Raw genomic sequence first — 23,958 nt, 5'->3', positions numbered from 1 at the left:
CCCCCCCCCCCCCCCCCCCCCCCCCCCCCCCCCCCCCCCCCCCCCCCCCCCCCCCCCCCCCCCCCCCCCCCCGCCCCGCCCCCCCCCCCCCCCCCCCCCCCCCCCCCCCCCCCCCCCCCCCCCCCCCGCCGCTGGGCTTGACACGAGAGGAGTGGGCCGCTGAACGTCATCACCGACAACTGGGATGTCTGGGCCGAGGGTCTGATCGGCACGCTGATCCTGTTCTTCGGGGGAGGGCTCCTCGCTCTCATCCTCGGGATCATCGTCGGCGCGATGCGCGTCTCGCCGATCCCCGTCGCGCGGAGCATCGGATCGCTCTACGTGAACACGATCCGCAACACCCCGCTCACTCTCGTCTTCTTCGCGTTCGCCTTCGCGCTGCCGCCGCTGCTCGGACTCCGACTCACCGCGGATGTGTCGCTGACGCTGGCGGTCTGCGCTCTCGGCATCTACACGGCGACGTACGTCGCCGAGACCATCCGCTCCGGCATCAACACCGTGCCGGTCGGGCAGGCCGAGGCGGCCCGCGCCGTCGGCCTCACCTTCGGTCAGGTGATGACGCTGGTCGTGATGCCGCAGGCCTTCCGATCCGTCATCCCGCCCATGATGAGCGTCTTCATCGCTCTCCTGAAGAACACCACCGTGGCCGCCGGCTTCGGCGTGGTGAATCTCGGCGCCGCCCGCAACTACCTCAGTGAGCGCGGCGCCAACCAGATGCTCGTGATCATCTGGGTCATGATCATCTTCGTCGCGCTCGTCCTGCTGCTCTCGTGGGCCCAGCGAGCGCTCGAGAACAAGTGGAGGGTCGCGCGGTGAGTTCCGTCCTCTATGACGTGCCCGGTCCTCGGGCGATTGTCCGCAACCGCATCCTCGGCGTCGTCACCGTCGCCGTCGTCGCGGCCGTCCTCGGCTTCTTCCTGTGGCGCCTCTACGACACCGGCCAGTTCACCGCCGAGAAGTGGCAGGCCTTCACCTACACGAACGTCTGGGTCCAGATCGGACTCGCCACCCTCCGCACGCTCGCCGCGTTCGCCGTCGCTGCCGTCGGCGCCCTGATCCTGGGCTTCACGCTCGCCATCGGCCGCATGTCGGATCACGCATGGATCCGCGTGCCCGTCGGGGCCATCGTCGAGTTCCTTCGCGCGGTGCCGGTCCTCGTCTTCATGTTCCTGCTGTACTACGGACTTCCCGTCATCGGCGTGCGGATGGCCCCGTACTGGGCCGTCGTGATCGCGCTCATCGCCTACAACGGCTCCGTACTCGCCGAGGTCATCCGAGCCGGCGTGCAGTCGCTTCCCCGCGGTCAGCAGGAAGCGGGCTATGCGATCGGACTCCGGAAGGCCGGCGTGATGAAGCTGGTGCTGCTGCCGCAGGCGATCCGGGCCATGATGCCGGTCATCATCGCCCAGCTCGTGGTGACGCTGAAGGACACCGCACTCGGCTTCATCATCACGTACCCCGAGCTGCTGTTCTACGCGCGCTTCATCGGCTCGCAGTCGTCGCTCGACTCGCCGATCATCCCCGCGACGATCATCGTCGGTGCGATCTACATCGGCCTGTGCCTGATCCTGTCGTTCGTCGCGAACACGGTCGAGAAGCGACTGCGCCGCTCGTCGGCCGGGGTGAGGATCGCCCAGGCCGAGCAGCCGACGCAGGAGATCACCGACACCGAGCTCATCGTCACCCAGCGGGGAGGCAGGGGAGCCGGCATCTGAGGCGCCGGACGCGGCGGGGCGGGGCATCCGCCGTCGGTAGACTCGGTTCTCGTGTCTGATGCTCACGAGATCACTCCCGAGGCGGTGGAAGCCGCCGTGCGGTCGGCCCTCGACGCCGTCGCCGCGGCCGGTGACACGGCCGCTCTGAAGGCCGCCCGGTCCGCCCACAGCGCCGAGGGTTCTCCCCTCGCCCAGCTGAACGCGCAGCTGCGCAGCGTGCCGAACGAGAAGAAGGCCGAGTTCGGCAAGCTCGTGGGCCAGGCACGCGGGCGCGTGAACCAGGCCTTCGCGGCGCGCGAGGCGGAGCTCGCCGAGGCCGAGACCGCCGCCCGGCTCGAGGCCGAGCGCGTCGACATCACGGCGCTGGCCCAGCGGGCACGCACCGGGGCGCGGCATCCGATCTCCCTCCTGCAGGAGCAGATCTCCGATATCTTCGTCGGCATGGGGTGGGAGATCGCGGAAGGCCCCGAGCTCGAGCACGAGTGGTTCAACTTCGACGCCCTGAACTTCGACGAGGACCACCCGGCGCGTCAGATGCAGGACACGTTCTTCGTCGACCCGGTGGAGCGTCACCTCGTGATGCGCACGCACACCAGCCCCGTCCAGGTGCGCTCGATGCTCGAGCGCGACCTTCCGCTGTACGTCCTGTGCCCGGGCCGCGTGTACCGCACCGACGAGTTCGACGCGACGCACTTGCCCGTCTTCACCCAGTTCGAGGGCATCGTCGTCGACAAGGGCATCACGATGGCGCACCTCAAGGGCACGCTCGACCACGCCGCCAAGGTGCTCTTCGGCGCTGAGGCCAAGACGCGCTTCCGCGCCAACTACTTCCCCTTCACCGAGCCCTCCGCCGAGCTCGACCTGTGGCACCCGACCTTCAAGGGCGGCGCGCGATGGATCGAGTGGGGCGGCTGCGGCATGATCAACCCCAACGTGCTGCGTGCGGCGGGGATCGACCCGGAGGAGTACTCGGGCTTCGCGTTCGGCATGGGCATCGAGCGGACGCTCATGTTCCGCAGCGACGTCCAGGACATGCGCGACATGGCCGAAGGCGATGTCCGCTTCAGCGAGCAGTTCGGAATGGTGGTCTGATGCGCGTCCCGCTTTCGTGGTTGCGTGAGTACGTCGACGTCCCGGCGGACGCGACGCCCGAGGACGTTCTCGCGGCGCTCGTGAGCGTCGGTTTCGAAGAGGAGGACGTGCACCGTTTCGAGCTGCAGGGTCCGATCGTCGTGGGAGAGGTGCTCGACTTCGTCGAGGAGCCGCAGTCCAACGGCAAGACGATCCGCTGGTGCCAGGTGCGAGTCGCGCCCGAAGGCGAGACCGCGGCCGACGGCGGCGACGCCGTGCACGGCATCGTCTGCGGTGCGCGCAACTTCTTCGCCGGCGACAAGGTGGTCGTGACGCTGCCGGGCGCCGTGCTGCCCGGGCCGTTCCCGATCGCCGCACGCAAGACGTACGGCCACGTGTCGGACGGCATGATCGCCTCGGCGCGTGAACTGGGCCTGGGCGACGAGCACAACGGCATCCTGCGCCTCGTCGAGCTCGGCATCGACGCTCCGGTGGGCACCGACGCCATCACGCTGCTCGGGCTGGACGACGTCGCGATCGAGATCAACGTCACACCCGACCGCGGCTACGCCCTGTCGGTGCGCGGCGTGGCCCGCGAGTACGCGCACGCCACCGGCGCCGCGTTCCGCGACCCGGGCGATCGCGAATGGGGCGAGCTGCAGCACCCCGCTTCCGGCTTCGCCGTCGCCGTTGACGACGCCCACCCGATCCGCGGCCGTGTGGGCGCGTCGGAGTTCGCCGTGCGCATCGTGCGCGACGTCGACCCCACCAAGCCCACGCCGGCCTGGATGATCGCGCGCCTGAACCTGGCGGGCGTGCGTTCGCTCGGCATCCTGATCGACATCACCAACTACGTGATGCTCGAGCTCGGTCAGCCCATCCACGGCTACGACCTCGACAAGCTGCAGGGCGGCATCACCGTGCGCCGTGCGACGCCGGGTGAGCAGCTCGAGACCCTCGACGGCAAGGTGCGCACGCTCCACGCCGAGGACCTCCTCATCACCGACGAGTCCGGTCCGATCGGTCTCGCCGGCGTGATGGGCGGCGGCACGACCGAGATGAGCGGCAGCACCCGCAACGTGCTCATCGAGGCGGCGGTCTTCGACACCGTCTCCATCGCGCGCACGGCCCGACGCCACAAGCTGCCCAGCGAGGCATCCCGTCGCTTCGAGCGCGGCGTCGACCCGCTCATCCCGTTCGTCGCGGCCCGCCGTGTGGCCGACCTCATGGTCGAGTACGCGGGCGGCACGCTCGACACCGAGGTGGGCGGCGCGCTGTTCACCACTGTCGAGATCGCGGGCATCGACCTGCCGCGCGGCTTCGTCGAGAAGCTCATCGGGGTCGACTACACGACCGGCGAGATCGTCGCCGCGCTCGAGATGATCGGCTGCGAGGTCTACGACACCGGCGACCACTGGTCGGTGCACCCGCCGTCATGGCGCCCCGACCTCACCGACAAGTGGACGCTCGCCGAGGAGGTCGCCCGCATCGAGGGCTACGACCGCATCCCGTCGATCCTGCCCACGCCGCCGTCGGGCCGCGGTCTGACGCCCGCCCAGCAGGGGCGCCGTCGCGTGGCGAATGCGCTCGCGGCCGCCGGCTACGTCGAGACGCCGTCGTTCGGCTTCACGACCGAGGAGCTCAACGACCTGCACGGCTCGGCCTCGGGCGACAAACTGCCCAGCGTGAAGCTCGCCAACCCCCTCGACGGGCAGGCGCCCTTCCTGCGCCGCTCGCTCGTGCCCGGCCTCCTGCAGGTCGCGCACCGCAACGTCGCCCGCGGGCTCACCGATCTCGCGCTGTTCGAGACCGGCGTCGTCTTCCTGCCGAAGCCCGGTGTCGCGTACGGCACCGCCCACGTGCCGCCGCTGGCGGTGCGACCGGATGCCGCGACCCTGGCCGAGCTCGACGCGTCCATTCCGCCGCAGCACCGGTTCATCGCGGTGCTCCTCGCGGGCAACCTCGTCGCCAAGCAGCCGGGCATCGCTCCCGTCGCCGCCGACCTCGCGGATGCCCTCGACGCGGTGCGCGCCATCGGCGCCGCCGCGGGCGTCGCGATCGACGTCGCCCAGGGACAGCGCGCCGCGCTGCACCCGGGACGCACCGGAGCGCTGTCGGTCGCGGGCACCGAGGTGGGCTACGTCGGCGAGCTGCTGCCCGCTGTGGCCGAGGCATCCGATCTGCCCGGTCGGGTGATCGTCGCCGAACTCGACCTCGACCTGGTCCTCTCCCTCGCCGGTGAGCGCGTCGTCGCGGCGTCGCTGTCGGGATACCCGGCCGCCACGCAGGACGTCTCACTCGTGGTCGCCGCCGACCTGCCGGCCTCCGAGGTGCGCGCGGCACTCCTGGAGGGAGCGGGCGAGCTGCTCGAGTCGCTGCGACTCGTCGACGACTACCGCGGTCCGGGAGTCGAGGAGGGCACGAAGAGCCTCACGTTCGCCCTGCGCTTCCGCGCGCCTGACCGCACGCTCACGGCGGCCGAGGCCACCGAGGCGAAGCTCGCGGGCGTCGCGACGGCCGCCGAGCGCTTCGGAGCGACCCTGCGCGAGTAGCGCGGGGATCCCGGGTCGGACCGGTCAGCGGCTGCCCCACGTCCACGCGGGGCGGTCGAGGACGCCCTGACCGGCGATCCGCGTGCCGTCGGGGTGCGCTTCGAGGCGGTGCGTCAGCGCGCCGGCCCGTTCCAGGGGTGCCGACAGACGTTCGGCGTGCGTGACCACGACGACCTGCGAGTGAGCGGATGCCTCGACCACGAGTTCGGCGAGCGGTTCGAGCAGGTCGGGGTGCAGGCTCGCCTCGGGTTCGTTCAGCACGATGAGCGGCGCGGGGCGTGCGGGCAGCAGCGCGGCGCACAGCAGAAGGTAGCGCAGCGTGCCGTCGGACAGCTCGCCGGTCTCGAGCGGCCGCAGCAGGCCCGGCTGGCGCATCACAAGACGGAACCGTCCGTCGGATGCCTCGACGCTCACCCGCGCGCCCGGGAACGCCCGGGCGACCGCCGCGTCGAGCGCACGCCCGTGCCCGGCGTCGTGGATCGTGGCCCAGACCGCGGCGATGTTCTCACCGCCGTGCATGAGGGTGGGGGAGCGGGTGCCGACCTGGGGCTGGCGCGCCGGCGCGTCGACGTCGACGCGGAAGTGGTCGTAGAACCGCCACCCGCCGAGGGTGCGCCGCAGCGACAGCAGCTCGGGTGCTGTGTCGCCGTCGGCGAGGTCGGTGACGATGCTCTCGAACGGCGCGAGCTGCTGGGCGAGGGCGACCCAGGCCCCGTCCCGCACGCGGGTCGCACCGCGCAGCCGGTCGATGAGCAGCGTGGCCGGCTTCGCCACAGGCCCCGCGAACACCTGCTCGCGCTTGAGCTCGGGATCCCGGGCGAACAGGCTGCGCTGATCGACCTGCGGGATGCCGAGATCGACGAGATAGCCGAGCTCATCCGAGGCGAACCCGAGCCGCACAGCCACCGGCCCCTTGCGCACCGTGCCCTCGGAGCCGCCCTGCTCGGGGCCGGCCCACAGCAGCGACGGCAGTCCGCCCTCGCGCGCGACCGAGGCCACCAGCGACCCGGTCGCCGTGGCGGCGAGGAGCCGCAGCGCGCGGTACAGGTTGGACTTGCCGGACCCGTTCGGCCCGGTGATCACGGTCAGGGCGCCGAGCGGCAGTACGACATCGCGCAGCGAGCGGTAGCCCGAGACGGCGACGGTGGTCAGCATCCCGCCATCCTGGCAGGGGCCTCTGACGCCTGGGCGGTTCCGCGAGCGGGGTGTGTCGCAACTCCGCCTGGGACGGCGCGATGGCTCGCGGGCGGGCGCGCAGTGACTCCGCCTGGCGGGGGTGGGGTTCACCGGCGTCGCGTGTCGTAACTCCGCCTGGCGTCGGGCTGGCGGCGCAACAACGGCCGGAAACGCGGAGGCTCGGGCCCCGCACTGGACAGCCAGGCGGAGTTGCGGCACGCCCCGGGCCGGCGCCCGGCCGGCGGGCGGCGCGGGGAGGCGGAGTTACGGTACATGCCGCGCACGGGCGGGGATGCCGCGCCGCCGCGGGCAGGCGGAGTTACGGCACACGGCCCTGCGCGGTCCGCTGTGAGCGGAGATGCTCGCCGCCGCCTCGCCGGTCTGCTTGGGTGGGAGCATGACCGACGTACTGGTGCTGGGTGGGACGGGCTGGCTGAGCGGGCGCATCGCGGAGAAGTGGGCGGATGCCGGGGCATCCGTCACCTGCATCGCCCGAGGCGGGCGACCCGCACCGTACGGCACGCACCTCGTGACGGCGGACCGCGACGAACCGGGGGCGTACGACGAGGTGGCATCGCGCGACTGGGACGAGGTCGTCGACATCTCGTCGAAGCCGGTCCACGTCGCCGCCGCGCTCGACGCCGTCGCCGAGCGCGCGAAGCACTGGACGTACATCTCCACGGTGTCGGTGTACGCCGAGAACGACGAGCCGGGCGCGGACGAGTCGGCCGACGTGCTGGCGCCCGCGGGACCCGACGAGGAGGAGGATTACGGCCGCGCGAAGGTGCGGGCCGAGGCATCCGTCCGCGCCGCCCTGGGGTTCCGGGCCGCGATCGTACGTCCGGGTCTGATCGTCGGCCCGGGCGACCCGACCGACCGGTTCGGGTACTGGGTCGGGCGGTTCGCGCTTGCCGCGGGGGAGGATGTGCTGATTCCGGATGCCACGGACCGAGGCGAGCAGGTCATCGACGTCGACGACCTCGCCGACTTCGTGCAGGGCGTCGGACGCGAGCGCTGGACCGGGGTCGCGAATGCGGTGGGCGACCCGGTGCCGCTCGAGCGCCTGCTGGCGGAGGCTCGCGGAATTGCCGGGCAGTCGGGGCGTCTCGTGACGGCGACGGACGACTGGCTCGAGGCGCACGGCGTGGCGTACTGGATGGGTCCGCGGTCGCTGCCGCTGTGGCTCCCCGCAGGCATGCCGGGTTTCTGGACACGCTCGAACGCGGCGTATCGCCTGCTCGGCGGCCGGCTGCGCCCCCTCACCGAGACATTGCAGCGCACGCTCGACGACGAGCGTGAGCGCGGCCTCGACCGCGAGCGGCGCTCCGGGCTTTCGCGCGCCGACGAGCTCGCCCTCCTCGCCGAGCTGGCGTAGCGAGCGCGAGACGTCGCATCCGTGACGAGACGACGCCCGCGGGACGTCGTCTCGTCGCAGGAACGTCGTTTCGCGGCGTGACACAGGATTTGCGGATGCCGCGGCCCGGCCGCTATCGTCGCCGCATGCCTTCGGCCACCCAGGGACTCGTGACGCTCGCTCCGAGCGCAGCCCCTGCGCGCCGACGCCGTCTGGGCGAGCGCCGACTCTAGGCGACCCTGCACGCCGTCCTCCCGGACGTCTGCGAGCGGGCGTCGCCGTCTCCGGCCCCCGCACCCAGACTCTAAGGTGGAATCCATGACATATTCGGTCGCCGTCTCCGGCGCATCCGGCTATGCGGGCGGCGAGATCCTGCGGATCCTCGCCGCGCATCCCGACGTCGAGATCCGCACCGTGACCGCGCACTCCAACGCGGGACAGCCGCTCATCCAGCACCAACCCCATCTGCGCTCGCTCGCGCACCTCACTCTCTCCGAGACGACGCCCGAGATCCTCGCCGGGCACGACATCGTGTTCCTCGCCCTCCCGCACGGGCAGTCGGGCCAGTACACCGACGCTCTCGGCGACGCGGCCCTCGTGATCGACGCGGGCGCCGACCACCGGCTCGAGTCGGCCGCCGACTGGGACACGTTCTACGGCGGTGACTTCCACGAGCCGTGGGTCTACGGAGTGCCGGAGCTCCTGACGGGCGGCGCCAAGCAGCGCGAGCGGCTGGTCGGAGCATCCCGCATCGCCGCCCCCGGCTGCAACGCGTCGACCGTCTCGCTGAGCCTCGCCCCGGGTGTCGCCGCAGGCGTCATCGACCCCGGCGACATCGTCACGGTGCTCGCGGTCGGACCGTCCGGCGCCGGCAAGGCCCTCAAGCCGAACCTCCTCGCGAGCGAGATCCTCGGCAGCGCGAACCCGTACGCCGTCGGCGGCACCCACCGTCACATCCCCGAGATCCGCCAGGCGCTCGCCGCGGCGGGCACGCCGGCCGACGGCATCCGCATCTCTTTCACTCCCGTCCTCGTGCCGATGGCCCGCGGCATCCTCGCCACCTCCACCGCCCCCATCGCGAACGGCGCGACGGATGCCGAGATCCGCTCCGCGTGGGAGTCCGCCTACGGCGACGAGACGTTCGTGCAGCTGCTGCCCGCGGGCCAGTTCCCGCGGACGGCGGACGTCGTCGGCGCCAACACCGCGCTGATGGGCCTCGCGATCGACCGCGCCGCGAACCGCGTCGTGGTCGTCACCGCCGTCGACAACCTCGTCAAGGGCACGGCCGGAGCCGCCGTGCAGTCCATGAACATCGCGCTCGGTCTCGCTGAAGGCACCGCGCTCTCCGTGAACGGGGTGGCCCCATGACCAACGTGAGCCGAGAGACTCGGTCCGGCGTACGGGGCGAGAACGGAATCACCCCATGAGCGTCACCGCACCCCGGGGCTTCGAGGCGGCCGGCGTCGCCGTCGGCCTGAAGTCGACCGGCAAGCCCGACGTCGCGGTCGTCGTCAACCGCGGGCCGCTCAAGGTCGGCGCGGCGGTGTTCACGTCGAACCGCGCGAAGGCGAACCCCATCATCTGGTCCGAGCAGGCGGTGAAGGACGGCGTCGTCGAGGCGATCGTCCTCAACTCCGGCGGCGCCAACTGCTTCACCGGCGCGTTCGGCTTCCAGACCACGCACCAGACGGCCGAGAAGGCCGCCGAGCTGCTCGGAGTGAGCGCCGGCGACGTGCTGGTCTGCTCGACAGGCCTCATCGGCACCGGTGACGAGACGTTCCGCGCGAGGGTTCTCGCGGGCACCGAGCAGGGCATCGCCGACCTGTCCGCGGACGGCGGGGAGGCGGCATCCCTCGCCATCATGACCACCGACTCGCGTCCCAAGCGATCCGTGGTCGCCCGCGACGGGTGGTCCGTCGGCGGCATGGCGAAGGGGGCCGGGATGCTGGCGCCCGGCCTCGCGACGATGCTCGTGGTCATCACGACCGACGCCGTGCTCGACGCCGCGCAGGCCGACGCCGCACTGCGAACGGCGACGGGCCGCACCTTCGACCGCCTGGACTCGGACGGCTGCATGTCGACGAACGACCAGGTCACGCTGCTCGTGAGCGGCGCCTCGGGCATCGCACCCGACCTGGACGACTTCGCGGCGGCGCTCGCCGAGGTGAGCGCAGACCTCGCGAAGCAGCTGCAGGGCGACGCCGAGGGCGCGAGCCACGACATCACGATCGAGGTGCGCGGCGCGGAGTCCGAGGAGGATGCGGTCGAGGTCGGGCGGTCGGTCGCCCGCAACAACCTCTTCAAGGCGGCGATCTTCGGCAACGACCCGAACTGGGGGCGCGTGCTCGCCGCAATCGGCACGACCGCGGCGGCGTTCGACCCGTACGACGTCGACGTGTGGATGAACGGCGTGCGCGTGTGCTCGCAGGGCGGTCCGGACGCGCCGCGCGACGACGTCGACCTCACCCCGCGCGCGACGGATCTGGTCATCGACCTCAAGGTGGGCGATGCGACCGCGACGATCCTGACGAACGACCTCACCCACGACTACGTCCACGAGAACAGCGCGTACTCCTCATGACACAGATCCAGGACACCGATCCCGACGAGGCCAGCGTCAAGGCGGCCACGCTCATCGAATCGCTGCCGTGGCTGCAGCGGTTCAGCGACCAGATCGTCGTCATCAAGTACGGCGGCAACGCGATGGTGTCGGACGAGCTGCAGGACGCGTTCGCCGCCGACATCGCGTACCTGCGCTACGTCGGCGTCAAGCCGGTCGTGGTGCACGGCGGCGGACCGCAGATCTCGTCGATGCTCGACCGCCTCGCGATCCCGAGCGAGTTCAAGGGCGGCTACCGGGTCACCTCGACGGAGGCGATCTCGGTCGTGCGCATGGTGCTCACCGGTCAGATCAATCCGCAGCTCGTCGCCAAGATCAACGCGCACGGCCCGCACGCGGCCGGGCTCAGCGGCGAAGACGCCGGGCTGTTCGGCGGCCGACGCCGCAGTGTCGTGATCGAGGGCGTCGAGCACGACCTCGGGCGCGTCGGCGACGTCGTCGAGGTCGACCCGCAGCCGGTGCTCGACCAGCTCGCCGCGGGGCGGATCCCCGTGGTGTCGAGCATCGCCCCCGACCTCGACCACCCGGGGCACTCGCTGAACGTGAACGCGGATGCCGCGGCATCCGCTCTCGCCGTCGCTCTCGGCGCCGCGAAGCTCGTCGTCCTCACCGACGTCCCCGGCCTGTACGCCGACTGGCCGAACCGCGACTCGCTCGTGTCGCACTTGACCTCGACCGAGCTGCGGGCGATGCTGCCCTCGCTCGAGTCGGGAATGATCCCGAAGATGCAGGCGTGCCTGGAAGCCGTCGAGGGCGGCGTCGAAACGGCGGCCATCATCGACGGGCGGGTGCCGCACTCCGTCCTCGTGGAGATCTTCACCAGCAAGGGAATCGGAACAGAGGTGGTCCTCGGATGACGTGGCAGGATGACGCGGGGCGCGACCTCGTCCGGAGCTTCGGCGAGCGGATGGCGATGTTCGTCCGCGGCGAGGGCTCGTACCTGTGGGACGCCGACGGCAAGCGGTACCTCGACTTCCTCGCCGGCATCGCCGTCGACTCGCTCGGCCACGCCCACCCGGTGTTCGTCGACGCGATCAGCCGCCAGGCGGCCACCCTCGCGCACGTGTCGAACTACTTCGCCACGCCTCCCCAGCTCGAGCTGGCCGCGCAGCTGAAGCGCCTCGCCGGCACGGGCGACTCCGGCCGCGTGTACTTCGGCAACTCGGGCGCCGAGGCGAACGAGGCGGCCTTCAAGCTGGCCCGTCTGCACGGCGGCGCCGAGCGCCCGCGCATCCTCGCGCTGAACGACGCGTTCCATGGCCGCACGATGGGCACGCTGGCGCTGACCGGCAAGCCGTACATGCAGGAGCCCTTCCTGCCCATGACCCCGGGCGTCGAGTTCATCGACTCCACCGTCGAGGCACTGGAGGCCGCGATCGACGATCGCGTCGCCGCGCTGTTCGTCGAACCCGTCAAGGGCGAGGCCGGCGTGATCGACCTGCCCGACGGCTTCCTCGAGGCCGCGCGCGAGATCACGGAGCGCCACGGCGCCCTGCTCATCGTCGACGAGATTCAGACCGGAGCGGGCCGCACCGGGGCCTGGTTCGCGTTCCAGCACGCCGGCATCACCCCCGACGCGATCACGGTCGCCAAGGGCATCGGCGGCGGTTTCCCGATCGGCGCGCTCATCACGTTCGGCGCCGCCAGCGAGCTGTTCTACCCGGGCACGCACGGCTCGACGTTCGGCGGCAATGCGCTGGGCACGGCCGTGGCCGGCGCTGTGCTCGGCGAGATCGAGCGGGCCGGACTTGTGGCGAACGCGGCTGAGCGCGGCGACCAGCTGCGCGCGGCGATCCTCGGCATCGACTCGGCGCTCATCGGTTCGGTGCGCGGACGCGGTCTGCTGCTCGGCATCGCGCTCACGCATCCGGTCGCCAAGGCCGTGGTGGCCGCGGCCCAGGAGCACGGCCTCGTGATCAACGCCCCGAACGACGAGACGATCCGCCTCGTGCCGGCGCTGACGATCGGCAATGTCGAGCTCGACGAGTTCGTCGAGCTGTTCACGGCGTCGGTGCGCACCGTCGAGGACGCCCTGCTGCTGGAGAACACCACGGAGGTCCACGCATGACCCGCCATCTGCTGCGCGACGACGATCTCACGCAGGCCGAGCAGGACGAGATCCTCGACCTGGCGGTCGCGCTCAAGAAGGACCGCTGGAAGCTCAAGACGCTCGAAGGCCCGCAGACGGTCGCCGTGATCTTCGACAAGTCGTCGACGCGCACGCGTGTGTCGTTCGCCGTGGGCATCGCCGACCTCGGCGGCTCCCCGCTCATCATCTCGACGGCCAACAGCCAGCTCGGCGGCAAGGAGACCCCCGCCGACACGGCGCGCGTGCTCGAGCGCCAGGTCGCCGCGATCGTGTGGCGCACCTATGCGCAGTCGGGCCTCGAGCAGATGGCGGAGGGCACCCGCGTGCCCGTGGTCAACGCGCTGAGCGACGACTTCCACCCGTGTCAGCTGCTCGCCGATCTCCTCACCATCAAGGAGCACAAGGGTGAGCTCAAGGGACTGACGCTCGCGTTCTTCGGCGACGGGATGTCGAACATGGCGCATTCGTACGTGCTGGCCGGCGTCACGGCGGGCATGCACGTGCGCGTCGCGTCGCCCGAGTCGTATGCGCCGCGCGACGACGTGATCGCCGACGCCGACCGTCGCGCCGCCGAGACCGGGGGCTCGGTCACGCTCTACACCGATCCCAACGAGGCGGCGGCCGGTGCCGACGTCATCGTGACCGACACCTGGGTGTCGATGGGCAAGGAGGAGGAGAAGCTGGCACGCCTGCGCGACCTCGGCGCCTACAAGGTGACGCAGGAGCTCATGGCGCTGGCCAAGGACGACGCGATCTTCATCCACTGCCTGCCCGCCGACCGCGGGTACGAGGTCGACGCCGAGGTGATCGACGGACCGCAGAGCGTGGTGTGGGACGAGGCCGAGAACCGGCTCCACGCGCAGAAGGCCCTGCTCGTCTGGCTGCTGCGCCAGGACTGATCGCATCGCGGTGGAGGGTGCCGGGTCGTCGGACGGACAGCGCGAGCAGCGCGAACCGAGAGCGCAGGACGCGCGCGAACGCGGGCCCGACACCGCATCGCGCGGCTGGCTGGCCTCCCGCTGGGCGCGGCTGAACGGACCGCGGCGCATCGCGGGGGTCGACCTCGCGCGCGGACTGGCCGTGCTCGGCATGTTCGCGGCGCACCTGCTCTGGATCACCGAGCCCTTCGACTGGGCGGATGCCGCCACCTGGCTCGCCGTCGTCGACGGGCGCTCGTCGATCCTGTTCGCCACGCTCGCGGGAGTGTCGATCGGGCTCGCGACGGGCGGACGCACACCGCCGGAAGGCGAGCAGCTCCGGAAGGCGCGGCTGCGGCTCATCGTGCGCGCGATCCTGATCTGGCTGATCGGCATCGTGCTCGTCCTCACCGGCGTGCCGGTGTACGTGATCCTGCCCGCATACGCACTGCTCTTCTTCCTCGCCGTCCCGCTCCTGACCCTCCGCGCGCGGACGCTCCTGCTCGTGGCGGCGGTGCTCGCCGTCGTCATGCCCGTCGTCCAGGTCGCGCTCGACGATCTCCCGCTGTGGCAGACGACGTCCGGCGATGCGCTCTCCCGCGCGATCGGCTGGCACTATCCGTTCACGACGTGGATCGTGTTCCTCCTCGCCGGGCTCGGCGTCGCACGCGCCGGCATCCTTCGCACCTCCGTCCAGCTGCGCATGCTGGGAGCCGGTGCTGCGCTCGCACTGATCGGATACGGAGCGGATGCCGCGACGGCGGGCGCCGACGCCGATCCGGCGTCGTTCGCCGAGGCGCTGTGGACGGCCGAGCCGCACTCCACCGGGTTTCTCGAGGTGATCGGGTCGGGAGGGTTCGCGCTCGCCGTGATCGCGGCGTGCCTGCTGCTGTGCCGCACGGCGCTCGTATGGGTGGTGCTCCCGCTGCGCGCGGTCGGCGCCATGCCGCTCACGGCGTACGTCGGGCAGCTCGTGGTGTGGTGGCTGGTCGCGCTCGCCGTGCTCGACCGGCCGGGCGATCTGGCCGGTTTCCGGGCGCTCGAGCCCTTCTGGCCGCTCACGATCTCGACCGTCGTCGTGTGCACCGCGTGGGCGCTGCTGGTCGGGCGAGGTCCGCTCGAGTGGGGCGTCGACCGCTCTGCGCGCCTCGTCGCCGACGTCACGCCGCAGGGCGACGCCGCGTGGCCTCGGTAGGCTGGTCCGGTGAGCGACACCAAGGGCGACGGGACCAACGAGGGCGCACTGTGGGGCGCCCGATTCGCGACGGGGCCGTCGCCGGAGCTGGCCGAGCTGAGCCGCTCCACGCACTTCGACTGGGACCTCGCGCTCTACGACATCGCGGGTTCGCACGCTCACGCCAAGGCGCTCGCGGCAGCGGGGTACCTCACCGCCGATGAGGAGCGTGCCATGCACGACGGTCTTGACGCCCTCGCGCGATCGGTCAGCGACGGCACGCTGCGCCCCGCCGACTCCGACGAAGACGTGCACGGCGCACTCGAGCAGGCATTGATCGGCGAGGTCGGGGCCGAGCTCGGCGGCAAGCTCCGCGCCGGCCGGAGCCGCAACGACCAGATCGCGACCCTTGTGCGGATGTACCTGCTCGACCACTCGCGCATCATCGCGCGCGACATCCTCCACCTCGTCGACGCGCTGGTCGCACAGGCGGAGGCGCACCCGGATGCCGTCATGCCGGGCCGCACGCACCTCCAGCACGCGCAGCCGGTGCTGCTCGCGCACCACCTCCAGGCACACGCCTGGCCGCTCGTGCGCGACCTCGAGCGCCTGGGGGACTGGTCCGCCCGGGCCGCCGTGTCGCCCTACGGCGGCGGTGCGCTCGCCGGATCCACGCTCGGCCTCGACCCGCAGCTGGTCGCCCGCGAGCTCGGTCTCGCCCGCCCGGCCGAGAACTCGCTCGACGGCACCGCCGCGCGCGACGTCGTCGCGGAGTTCGCCTTCATCACCGCGATGATCGGGATCGACGTGTCGCGGCTCGCCGAGGAGATCATCCTCTGGAACACCCGGGAGTTCCGTTTCGTCACGCTCGACGACGGCTACTCGACGGGCTCGAGCATCATGCCGCAGAAGAAGAACCCCGACATCGCCGAGCTCGCGCGCGGCAAGTCCGGCCGCCTCATCGGCAACCTGACCGGCCTGCTCGCGACGCTCAAGGCTTTGCCGCTCGCGTACAACCGCGACCTCCAGGAGGACAAGGAGCCGGTGTTCGACTCCGTCCGCACGCTCGAGACCCTGCTGCCGGCGTTCGCGGGCATGATCGCGACGCTGCGGTTCCACACCGACCGCATGGCCGAGCTCGCCCCGCAGGGATTCTCGCTGGCGACCGACGTGGCCGAGTGGCTCGTGAAGCGGGGCGTGCCGTTCCGAGACGCCCACGAGATCTCGGGCCACCTGGTGCGCGTCTGCGAGCAGCACGGCATCGAGCTGCACGAGGTCACCGACGCCCAGCTCGCCGACGTCTCCCCGATGCTGACCCCGGAGGTGCGCGAGGTGCTCACCGTCGAGGGCTCGGTCGCGAGCCGCACGGGTGCGGGCGGCACGGCTCCGGTGCGGGTCACCGAGCAGCGGGCGGAACTGGTCGAGCGGATCCAGTCCGCCGCGCACGTCCTCGGCATCTAGGACCGGCGAACCGCGCTCACCAGATCGCGAGCCGCACGAGGCCGCCCACGACGCACGCCCACAGCAGGCTCGCGAGGGTGCCGATGATGAAGCGCTCCCGCGCCTCGGCGGCGGCGAGTTCGGAGAAGCGCCCGATGCCCTTCACGGCGACGACCACGGCGAGCGCCTCGGGAAAGCCGACGATGATCGCGATCGCGACGCCGAGTCGCTCGAGGTAGCCGATCGTCGTGCCGCCGCGGAGCACTTCGCGCGCGGGCGCGTCGTCCGCGACGATCCCCGCCACGGTCGCGGGGCGCAGCAGGATCCCGCCGTTGTCGCCCTCGGGCACCCGCCCGTGCGTCGCGACCTCGAGCACGCGCCGCGTCACGGGGCTTCCGCCTGCGGCCGCGAGGGCCGTGCCGAGCAGGGCGATGATCACCGCGATGTACGGCGGCACGTTGACCGGGGCGACCACGACCACCAGCAGAGCGAGGATGACGAGTCCGCCGGCGATCAGAAGCGGGATCTCCCGCGGGCTGCGGGTGGTGAGCACGACGAGGATCAGCGCGAGGCTCAGGGCGACGAAGAGGAACAGCGACAGCGCGAGGGGGAGGAGCAGATCGGGGGGGATGACCATGCCGCTCAGTCTCGCATGCGGGTCGGACGGCCGACTGGCGATATCGGCGAGGTGGGCGTACCGTGTCGGCAGGGGAGAACGGCAAGGGGAAGAGCCGTGCTGTGCGTCGTGGGGACGCAGCGAAAGCACGTGCTCGTGCCGTTCTGAGGGTGGGTCGCTGTGCGGCCGCCCGCAGGGGACTGGGGGAGAAGTGTCACGCATTCGGGTGATGCGCGCCGGCGCGCTGTTGGGAGCAGCGGTCGGAACGGCCGTGGTGGTCGCGGGAAGCTGGGCCGCCGTGGCGGCATCGGCGTCGGCGCGGGCATCGGCGGAGGCCGAGCAGCGCGGCGCTGTCGCCGTGGCCGAGGATCACCTGCTCGAGGCATCGGACGGCGGGTACCGGCTGCCCTTCGCCGACGGCGCCGTGGTCGAGGTCGGAGACGACGGGTCGGCGACCGGGGCCTACGAGCTCTCGGCAGGCGACGGCGCGACGGTCGTGGCGGCGGCCGGAGGCTGGCTGCAGGCAGCAGCCGCCCCGCAGTCTGCGACGGAGACGGCGGAGACGGCGGAGACGGCGGAGAAGGCCGCGGAGTCGCCACCCGCCGGATCGGTCTGGATCGAGCACCCGACCGGCGAGTCCACGCGTTACACCGGGCTCGTGCCGTCTGACGCCGTGCCTACCGAGCGTGCTTGGATCGACGCCGGGACCGAACTCGGGACGGTGTCGGGAGACCAGCCGCTGCGGTGGGAGGTCGTCGTGCCTCCCGCGACCGCGGACGCGTCGGCACGGGGCATCCCCTCGGCGTCGCCCGACGACGGTGCGCGCCGAGCCGCCCGGGTGTGCGGCATCCCGTCTTCGACTCTCGTCGCGGGTGAGTACCTTGCCGGAGCGTGCGACAACGCGCCGCCCGCAGCCATGCTCTCCGCCGGCACGCTCGTCGTGGACGAGGGGCAGTCGGTGCCGCTCGACGGCGCGGCGAGCGCCGACCCCGAGGGCGAGCCGCTCATCTACCGCTGGCAGCTCGCCTCGTTCGACGTGGATCCCGTCGCCCAGCCGCAGGTCGTCATCGCCGACGACTTCGAGGGCACCGCCACGCTTACCGTCTACGACCGGATGGAAGGACGGTGGGATGCCGCGTCCGTCGACGTCGTCGTGCGCAATGTGCCGCCGTCGGTCGAGGTGGTGGCCGTCTCCGCGGAGGAGGGCGGCATCGGGCGGGTGAGCGCGACGGTCTCCGATCCCGGCGATGACACCGTCGCCGCCCAGATCGACTGGGGAGACGGCGGTCCCGCGCAGCAGGTGACGATCGCCGAGCTGGCGGCGGGCGTCGATCATCCCTACGGCGACGACGGCGCGTTCCCGGTGACGGTGACGGCGACCGACGACGACGGAGGGGTGGGTGCGCACGCCGTTCCGCTGCAGATCGCGAGCGTGGCTCCCGCCGTGTCGCTCGAGGTCGACGGTGCGCTCGCCTTCCCGGGCGGCGAATACGCCGTGTCGGCGCCGGGCGATGCCGTGCATGCCGAGGCCGGCGCGAGGGATGCAGGGAGTGACGACCTGTCGTTCGGCTGGTCGAACAGCCGGCGGTCGGCGTTCGCCGTCACGCCCCAGGTCGCGGACCCACCGCTGAGCCCGTTCGGCACCTTCCCCGTCGAGGCCGCGGACGTGGCCGAGTACACGTTCGCGGTCCCTGGAGTCGAGAAGGTGCGCGTGTCGGTGACGGACGACGACGGAGCGAAGACGGATGCCTCGGCCACGGTCGTCGTGACCGGATCGGCGACGACCGCCCAGTCGACGGCCAGGTGGGTGCGTGAGTACGCGGTGCTGGACGCGTCGGACCCCGTGGCGAGTGCGGACTACCTCGACATCGTGCAGGCGGTCTCGGGCGTGTTCTCCGAGGACGTGACCGTCACGACCCCCGCCGAAGCGGTGGCTGTGCTGGCCGCGCGGGACGGCGACGTGCGGGCGAGGGCACGAGCGGAGCTGCTGCGCTCGTGGCTGACGTTCGCCTCCGGCGCCGTGCGGGCCGACGCGACGGTGACCCTGTCGTCGGGGTATGAGACGCCCTGGCTGGCCGTTGTGGTCGATGCCGAGCAAGACGTCGCAGCCCCGGCGACGAGCGACGAAGAGCTCCTCGACGTGATCGACGAGCTCAGGCGCGCGACCGGCTGACCTCGTCGTCGAGCCGCGCGAGGAGTCGCTGCACTGCCGGCGCGGCGGCCTCCTCCGTACGGAGCCCGGCGTTGCGTGCGCGCAGGCTGACCGCGCCCTCCGAGATGCCGAGTCGCCGCGCCGCATCGCGCTGGTTCAGGCCCTCCGCGAGCAGATCGTGCACCTCCCAGCCTTCGGCGGTGCGGCGGTCTCGCAGTTCGATGAGGAGGCGGAGCAGGGCCTCGGGGTCCTGTCCTTCCGGGCCTGCGGTGAGTGCGACGCGGGTGGGTGCGCGCTTCGCACGGTCCACCGCGTCGCGCGCGTGCACGAATGCCGGCCCGCGCGCGGCGCGGACATTGGCCGGCAGGGGCTCCTCCACCAGGCCGACCCCGATCCCCACGCTCCAGGTGCCCAGCCTGGTGAGCTGCAGGACGATCTCGAGGGCGCCGGCGGCATCGGCGATCGCGGTCTGGATCTCGTCGCCTGCGGTCCGTTCGGGGGCGAGCGCGAGTCGCGGGCCGGCCGCAGCGGTGATCGCGTGCAGGCCGGCGGGGACGAGGTCGTCGCTCACCTGACTGTCTCGCTGGTCCGCCGTCACCACGAACATGGCCGCTCCTTTTGCCTTGGGGCTGAAGTCAGTTCAGTTTAGCCTGTGAGCATCACCAACATAAGGCCCTACACTAAAAAGCAAGAGATTAAGCGTGCACACTTACCTTCATGATCGCCCTTCCCTCTGTCCGATGCCCGTGGGAGCGTGGTCGCCATGGCGAAGATGGAGCACTTCGAGATCCCGGTCGACGACATCGCGCGGGCCCAGGCCTTCTATCGGAGCGTGCTCGGGTACCAGTACGAACCGTGGGGCGAGGAGATGGGAATGCTGCGACAGCCCGATGGTGAAGGCGTGAACGGCGATCTCCACATGCGCGGCCCGACTCCGCACCCGACCGTCGTGTTCACCGTCGACAAGATCGAGGATGCCGTCGCCCTGGCGGTATCCCACGGCGGAGAGCAGCTCGGCGAGATCGAGCCGATGGGCGAGACGGCGCGATACGTCTACCTCAAGGACTCCGAGGGCAACATCATCGGGCTCTACGACGAGGTCTCCGCCGCCTGACGCGAGGCGAGCTCGCCGCGGTACCAGGCGAGCTTCTCGGCGAGCCTGGCCTGCTGGGCGAGCAAGGCGTCGAGCTCGTGCTGGACCGCAGCCGCGTGCTCCTCGAGGAGGGCGACGCGGTCGGGCACGGTGGTCTCGTCACGGCAGAGCTCGCCGTAGCGCCGCAGCTTCTCGATCGGCATGCCGGTCTCGCGCAGGCACTTGAGGAAGCCGAGGGTGCCCAGATCGGCGTCGGTGAACGTCCGGTGCCCGCCGGCCGTACGAGCGACCGGCGGCAGGATGCCCTCGCGCTCGTAGTAGCGGAGGGTGTCGAGTGAGAAGCCGGACAGCTCCGCGGCCTGAGCCGGAGTGTAGGTCGTCATGGATCCGAGGATAGGACTTGACCTGGAGCGGACTCCAGGTTGCAGGCTGGATCCATGACCGCTTCGACCTCTCCCACGTCCGCTCTCGTCCTCGGCGCCATGATGTTCGGCACCGCCGTCGATGAGACGACGTCCTTCGCGCTTCTCGACCGCTTCGTCGAACGCGGCGGCGTCTGGATCGACACCGCTGACTGCTACGCCTTCTGGGCATCCGGCGACGGGCGGGGCGGTGCGAGCGAGCGCGTGCTCGGGCGCTGGCTCGCCGCGCGCCCGGGCGTGCGCGAGCGCGTGAAGATCGCGACCAAGCTCGGTGCCGAACCGCTGTGGGCGGATGCCTTCCCGATGCGCCGCGAGGGCCTTTCGACGCGCGCGGTGCGCGATGCGTTCGCCGGCAGCCGCGACCGTCTCGGACTCGAGTCGGTCGATCTGCTGTGGCTGCACATGGAAGACCGCACGACGCCGATCGAGGAGACCGTCGAGGCGCTGGCCGAGCTGACCGAGAGCGGCCGCGTCGCGCGGGTCGGAGCATCCAATCACCCCGCCTGGCGGGTCGAGCGCGCTCGCGCCCACGCGCGGCACCTCGGCGCGACGCCCATCGACGCCCTGCAGCACAACAGCACGTACCTGCGGCCGCGGCCCGGCACGAACCCGACCAACCACCCGTTCGGCGTGCTGAGCGACGAGCAGCGCGACTACGCGCAGACGCACGGGCTCGAGGTGTGGGCGTACACGCCGCTGCTCTCGGGCGCCTACGACAACCCGGCCAAGGCGATCCCCGACATCTACGACCACCCGGGCACGGCGGCGCGGCTCGAAGCCCTCGACGAGGTGGCGGCCGAGCTCGGCGCCTCGCGCGGGCAGACGGTGCTGGCGTGGCACGTCGCTCGCGGCATCCGTCCCATGCTCGGCGGCAGCAAGCTCGAGCAGCTGGATGTCGCGATGGACGCCGTGCGGCTCGAGCTCTCGCCCGAGCAGCTCGCGCGCCTCGACGAGCCCGCCTGAGAACGGGACGGGGGCGCCGCGCTGATAGCCTGGCACGCGTGTCGAACAGCTCTGTGAGCGCGACCGCCCCCGCCAACGACCCGTCGTTCGAGAACGTCTGGGACGAGCTGGTGTGGCGCGGGCTCGTGCATGTGTCCACCGATCAGGAGGCGCTGCGCGCCCTTCTCGCCGGCGACCCGATCACGTACTACTGCGGCTTCGACCCGACTGCGCCGAGCCTGCACCTGGGCAACCTCGTCCAGCTGCTCACGATGCGCCGGCTGCAGCTCGCCGGCCATAAGCCGCTCGGCCTCGTCGGCGGCTCGACCGGGCTCATCGGCGATCCGCGCCCGACGGCCGAGCGCACGCTCAACGAGCGCGAGACCGTCGAGGAGTGGGTCGGGTACCTGCGGGCGCAGGTCGAGCGGTTCCTGAGCTTCGAGGGCGAGAACGCCGCCCGCATCGTGAACAACCTCGACTGGACGGCGCCGCTCTCGGCGCTCGACTTCCTGCGCGAGATCGGCAAGCACTACCGCGTCGGCACGATGATCAAGAAGGACGCCGTCGCCGCCCGCCTCAACTCCGAGGCCGGCATCAGCTACACCGAGTTCAGCTACCAGATCCTGCAGGGCATGGACTACCTCGAGCTGTACCGCCAGTACGGCTGCGTGCTGCAGACCGGCGGCAGCGACCAGTGGGGCAACCTCACGAGCGGGACCGACCTGATCCATCGCGTCGAGGGCGTGCACGTCCACGCGATCGGCACGCCGCTGATCACCAACAGCGACGGCACCAAGTTCGGCAAGAGCGAGGGCAACGCCATCTGGCTCGACCCCGCGATGTGCAGCCCGTACCGGATGTACCAGTTCTGGTTGAACACCGACGACGCCGACGTGATCTCGCGGCTCAAGATCTTCACGTTCCTCACGCGCGACGAGATCGAGGAGTACGAGCGACTCGTCGCGGCGGAGCCGTTCCGGCGCGAGGCCCAGCGCCGCCTGGCCCGCGAGGTCACGGCGTTCGTTCACGGAGCGGATGCCGCAGCCGCGGTCATCGCGGCGTCCGAGGCGCTCTTCGGCCAGGGCGACCTGACGGTCCTCGACGCCGGGACGCTGCGCGAGGCGCTCGAGGAGCTGCCGAACGCCACGGTCGCATCGGGCACCGGCGTGCTGCAGGCGCTCGTCGACACCGGACTCGTCTCGAGCCTCTCCGAAGGGCGGCGCGCGATCGCCCAGGGTGGCGTGTCGCTCGACGGTGTGAAGGTCGACGAGGCGGCGCTCGTGACGGGCGCGCTGCCCGGCGGCGTGTCGGTGCTGCGCCGCGGCAAGAGGACGCTCGCCGGCGTCTTCGTGAACGGCTGACCCCGCAGCGGCATGCCGTTCACGCCGAGCCATGCGGTCGTCGCGCTGCCGTTCATCCGCACGCCGCTGGTGCCGGCCGCGATCGCGATCGGCGCGATGGCACCCGACCTGCCCCTCTTCGTCCGCGGGCTGCCGCTCCACTACGGCGTGACGCACGACCTCGTGTGGTTGCCGGCGACGGTGCTGCTCGCGCTGGTTCTGCTCCTGGTGTGGCGATCGGTGCTGCGACCGGCGGCGCGTGAGCTCTCGCCGGGCCCGCTCGCCTCGCGTCTGCCCGCAGAGTGGGATCGGGGCGCGCTCGACGGCGTTCGCGAGACGTTCGCCGTGACGCGGGTCGACTCCGACGCCCACGCGGCGCGCTGGCGGGTGCGCTGGGCCGGCATCCTGCTCCTCGTGCTGTCGCTGGTCATCGGCGTGGTGAGCCACATCGTGTGGGATCTCTTCACCCACGAAGGACGCGGCGGAGTGGCGGCGATCCCCGCCCTCGCCGAGCAGTGGGGTCCTCTGCTCGGGCTCAAGTGGCTGCAGCACGGCTCGAGCGTCGTGGGGCTCGCGATCATCGGCGTGTGGGGACTGCTCTGGCTGAGGAGAGCGGATGCCGCGCCCGCCGTCGACCGGGTGCTGCCGTCGTGGCTGCGGGTGACGTGGTGGATCTCGCTTCCGATCGTGCTCGTCGGCGCCTGGTTCGCCGGCCTCGCGATGCTCGGACCACTCACGGCGGAGTTCACCGTGCAGCACCTGGCGTACCGCGTGCTGCCGCCGGCGTGCGCGGTGTGGGGAGTGCTGACCCTCGTGCTCTGCGTCGTGGTTCAGCTGGTGCGAGCGCGGCGCCGCCGCCCGGTCGTCGCGGGCTGAACGCCGGGCGGATCAGGGGTTCTCCTCGTACGCACGTGAGCGCGTCCGCGCGCGACACGCCCGGGCTGCGCCGCCGATTCGACGTGCGGGCGGAGCTCGCGTAATGTTCTTGTTGTTCGCCCCAAAGGGTAGAGCGGAAGGCCGGAAGGCCTGGCTCCCCTCAAGCAGCGAACCACCCCCACCACCAAGATTCGCTTCGGCAGATCTCCGGCTCGCCGGACCGGTGGGAGCCTCGCTCCGAGGGATCCGGTCGACTTGACGGGATCGCGACGGCGAGATAAGATTGTGAAGTTGCCCAGTTGGTGCGGCGGGTCCGAGATCCGTCGTGCGCTGGAGCGTCCGATCCTTGAGAACTCAACAGCGTGCACTTGTCAAATGCCAAATAACCTCGTCGGTCATTTTTTGATCG

21 protein-coding genes are annotated in these 23,958 nt (G+C 71.5%); 17 read left to right on the top strand and 4 right to left on the bottom strand.

Going from position 1 to position 23,958, the window contains the following annotated elements; translation table 11 throughout:
* Positions 1-159 precede the first annotated feature (159 nt).
* From H9622_RS15620 to pheT, 4 genes are read left to right on the top strand one after another with little or no spacing between them, the layout of a single operon-like run.
* The gene (locus tag H9622_RS15620; protein WP_191767356.1) at positions 160-816 is read left to right on the top strand and encodes an amino acid ABC transporter permease; all 657 of its coding nucleotides are present in this window, start codon (positions 160-162) and stop codon (positions 814-816) included.
* Positions 813-1,715, top strand: coding sequence for an amino acid ABC transporter permease (locus tag H9622_RS15615; RefSeq protein ID WP_191767352.1), 903 nt, complete (start codon positions 813-815; stop codon positions 1,713-1,715). Before H9622_RS15620 ends, H9622_RS15615 begins: the two co-directional genes overlap by 4 nt.
* Before the next feature lie 51 nt (positions 1,716-1,766).
* Entirely contained in the window at positions 1,767-2,807 is a 1,041-nt protein-coding gene (gene pheS, locus H9622_RS15610; RefSeq protein ID WP_191767351.1) for a phenylalanine--tRNA ligase subunit alpha, read from the top strand.
* Entirely contained in the window at positions 2,807-5,338 is a 2,532-nt protein-coding gene (gene pheT, locus H9622_RS15605; protein WP_191767350.1) for a phenylalanine--tRNA ligase subunit beta, read from the top strand. Before pheS ends, pheT begins: the two co-directional genes overlap by 1 nt.
* 24 nt (positions 5,339-5,362) lie before the next feature.
* Here pheT and H9622_RS15600 read toward each other — a convergent pair whose 3' ends face one another.
* Positions 5,363-6,493 carry an AAA family ATPase gene (locus H9622_RS15600; RefSeq protein WP_191767349.1) on the bottom strand — a complete coding sequence of 377 codons (1,131 nt, stop codon included), beginning with the start codon at positions 6,491-6,493 and terminating at the stop codon, positions 5,363-5,365.
* Between the two features lie 418 nt (positions 6,494-6,911).
* Between H9622_RS15600 and H9622_RS15595 the strand changes: the two genes are divergently transcribed.
* The 8 genes from H9622_RS15595 to argH all read left to right on the top strand — a co-directional run bounded on the left by H9622_RS15595 (position 6,912) and on the right by argH (position 16,129).
* On the top strand, positions 6,912-7,889 hold the full coding sequence (locus H9622_RS15595) for an NAD-dependent epimerase/dehydratase family protein (RefSeq protein ID WP_191767348.1): 978 nt from the start codon (positions 6,912-6,914) through the stop codon (positions 7,887-7,889).
* 297 nt (positions 7,890-8,186) lie between these two features.
* Positions 8,187-9,236 (top strand): N-acetyl-gamma-glutamyl-phosphate reductase, encoded by a 1,050-nt coding sequence (gene argC, locus H9622_RS15590; RefSeq protein WP_191767347.1) that lies wholly within the window; start codon positions 8,187-8,189, stop codon positions 9,234-9,236.
* Between the two features lie 55 nt (positions 9,237-9,291).
* The gene (argJ, locus tag H9622_RS15585) at positions 9,292-10,449 is read left to right on the top strand and encodes a bifunctional glutamate N-acetyltransferase/amino-acid acetyltransferase ArgJ (protein ID WP_191767346.1); all 1,158 of its coding nucleotides are present in this window, start codon (positions 9,292-9,294) and stop codon (positions 10,447-10,449) included.
* Complete coding sequence (gene argB, locus H9622_RS15580) at positions 10,446-11,345, top strand: acetylglutamate kinase (protein WP_191767345.1); 900 nt, start codon at positions 10,446-10,448, stop codon at positions 11,343-11,345. Before argJ ends, argB begins: the two co-directional genes overlap by 4 nt.
* A complete protein-coding gene (locus H9622_RS15575; protein WP_191767344.1) occupies positions 11,342-12,556 on the top strand; it encodes an acetylornithine transaminase in 1,215 nt (404 codons plus the stop codon). Before argB ends, H9622_RS15575 begins: the two co-directional genes overlap by 4 nt.
* Positions 12,553-13,476 carry an ornithine carbamoyltransferase gene (gene argF, locus H9622_RS15570; protein WP_191767343.1) on the top strand — a complete coding sequence of 308 codons (924 nt, stop codon included), beginning with the start codon at positions 12,553-12,555 and terminating at the stop codon, positions 13,474-13,476. Before H9622_RS15575 ends, argF begins: the two co-directional genes overlap by 4 nt.
* A gap of 10 nt (positions 13,477-13,486) precedes the next feature.
* Positions 13,487-14,689, top strand: a complete 1,203-nt coding sequence (locus H9622_RS15565; RefSeq protein WP_318247148.1) for a heparan-alpha-glucosaminide N-acetyltransferase domain-containing protein — start codon at positions 13,487-13,489, stop codon at positions 14,687-14,689.
* A 9-nt stretch (positions 14,690-14,698) separates the two neighbouring features.
* Entirely contained in the window at positions 14,699-16,129 is a 1,431-nt protein-coding gene (argH, locus tag H9622_RS15560) for an argininosuccinate lyase (protein WP_191767342.1), read from the top strand.
* Between the two features lie 16 nt (positions 16,130-16,145).
* Here the strand turns inward: argH and H9622_RS15555 are convergent, their stop codons facing one another.
* Entirely contained in the window at positions 16,146-16,745 is a 600-nt protein-coding gene (locus H9622_RS15555) for a hypothetical protein (RefSeq protein ID WP_191767341.1), read from the bottom strand.
* Positions 16,746-16,935: 190 nt separating this feature from the next.
* Between H9622_RS15555 and H9622_RS16145 the strand changes: the two genes are divergently transcribed.
* A complete protein-coding gene (locus H9622_RS16145; protein ID WP_191767340.1) occupies positions 16,936-18,897 on the top strand; it encodes a PKD domain-containing protein in 1,962 nt (653 codons plus the stop codon).
* On the opposite strand, the gene H9622_RS15545 is transcribed toward H9622_RS16145, so the two are convergent.
* Positions 18,878-19,483 (bottom strand): DNA-binding protein, encoded by a 606-nt coding sequence (locus H9622_RS15545; protein WP_191767339.1) that lies wholly within the window; start codon positions 19,481-19,483, stop codon positions 18,878-18,880. The genes H9622_RS16145 and H9622_RS15545 overlap by 20 nt on opposite strands.
* 156 nt (positions 19,484-19,639) lie before the next feature.
* On the opposite strand from H9622_RS15545, the gene H9622_RS15540 reads away from it, so the two are divergent.
* Entirely contained in the window at positions 19,640-19,990 is a 351-nt protein-coding gene (locus H9622_RS15540) for a VOC family protein (protein WP_225222218.1), read from the top strand.
* Here the strand turns inward: H9622_RS15540 and H9622_RS15535 are convergent.
* Positions 19,966-20,352, bottom strand: coding sequence for a MerR family transcriptional regulator (locus H9622_RS15535; protein WP_191767338.1), 387 nt, complete (start codon positions 20,350-20,352; stop codon positions 19,966-19,968). The genes H9622_RS15540 and H9622_RS15535 overlap by 25 nt on opposite strands.
* 54 nt (positions 20,353-20,406) lie before the next feature.
* Between H9622_RS15535 and H9622_RS15530 the strand changes: the two genes are divergently transcribed.
* From H9622_RS15530 to H9622_RS15520, 3 genes are read left to right on the top strand one after another with little or no spacing between them, the layout of a single operon-like run.
* Positions 20,407-21,354: an aldo/keto reductase gene (locus tag H9622_RS15530; protein WP_191767337.1), complete on the top strand. Its 948-nt coding sequence runs from the start codon at positions 20,407-20,409 to the stop codon at positions 21,352-21,354.
* Positions 21,355-21,392: 38 nt separating this feature from the next.
* Complete coding sequence (tyrS, locus tag H9622_RS15525) at positions 21,393-22,694, top strand: tyrosine--tRNA ligase (protein WP_318247147.1); 1,302 nt, start codon at positions 21,393-21,395, stop codon at positions 22,692-22,694.
* A gap of 12 nt (positions 22,695-22,706) precedes the next feature.
* Positions 22,707-23,549 carry a DUF4184 family protein gene (locus H9622_RS15520; protein WP_191767336.1) on the top strand — a complete coding sequence of 281 codons (843 nt, stop codon included), beginning with the start codon at positions 22,707-22,709 and terminating at the stop codon, positions 23,547-23,549.
* The last annotated feature ends 409 nt before the right edge of the window (positions 23,550-23,958 follow it).

Origin of the sequence: Microbacterium gallinarum (assembly GCF_014837165.1) — a bacterium.
Taxonomy (GTDB): Bacteria; Actinomycetota; Actinomycetes; order Actinomycetales; family Microbacteriaceae; genus Microbacterium; species Microbacterium gallinarum.
This window is presented reverse-complemented; position numbering and strand designations above follow the sequence as displayed.

Coding starts and splice junctions, on each gene's coding strand:
- pheT (WP_191767350.1), top strand. CDS start 2,807: ATGCGCGTCCCGCTTTCGTGGTTGCGTGAGTACGTCGACGTCCCGGCG.
- H9622_RS15600 (WP_191767349.1), bottom strand. CDS start 6,493: ATGCTGACCACCGTCGCCGTCTCGGGCTACCGCTCGCTGCGCGATGTC.
- H9622_RS15595 (WP_191767348.1), top strand. CDS start 6,912: ATGACCGACGTACTGGTGCTGGGTGGGACGGGCTGGCTGAGCGGGCGC.
- argC (WP_191767347.1), top strand. CDS start 8,187: ATGACATATTCGGTCGCCGTCTCCGGCGCATCCGGCTATGCGGGCGGC.
- argJ (WP_191767346.1), top strand. CDS start 9,292: ATGAGCGTCACCGCACCCCGGGGCTTCGAGGCGGCCGGCGTCGCCGTC.
- argB (WP_191767345.1), top strand. CDS start 10,446: ATGACACAGATCCAGGACACCGATCCCGACGAGGCCAGCGTCAAGGCG.
- H9622_RS15575 (WP_191767344.1), top strand. CDS start 11,342: ATGACGTGGCAGGATGACGCGGGGCGCGACCTCGTCCGGAGCTTCGGC.
- argF (WP_191767343.1), top strand. CDS start 12,553: ATGACCCGCCATCTGCTGCGCGACGACGATCTCACGCAGGCCGAGCAG.
- H9622_RS15555 (WP_191767341.1), bottom strand. CDS start 16,745: ATGGTCATCCCCCCCGATCTGCTCCTCCCCCTCGCGCTGTCGCTGTTC.
- H9622_RS15545 (WP_191767339.1), bottom strand. CDS start 19,483: ATGTTCGTGGTGACGGCGGACCAGCGAGACAGTCAGGTGAGCGACGAC.
- H9622_RS15540 (WP_225222218.1), top strand. CDS start 19,640: ATGGCGAAGATGGAGCACTTCGAGATCCCGGTCGACGACATCGCGCGG.
- H9622_RS15535 (WP_191767338.1), bottom strand. CDS start 20,352: ATGACGACCTACACTCCGGCTCAGGCCGCGGAGCTGTCCGGCTTCTCA.
- H9622_RS15530 (WP_191767337.1), top strand. CDS start 20,407: ATGACCGCTTCGACCTCTCCCACGTCCGCTCTCGTCCTCGGCGCCATG.
- H9622_RS15520 (WP_191767336.1), top strand. CDS start 22,707: ATGCCGTTCACGCCGAGCCATGCGGTCGTCGCGCTGCCGTTCATCCGC.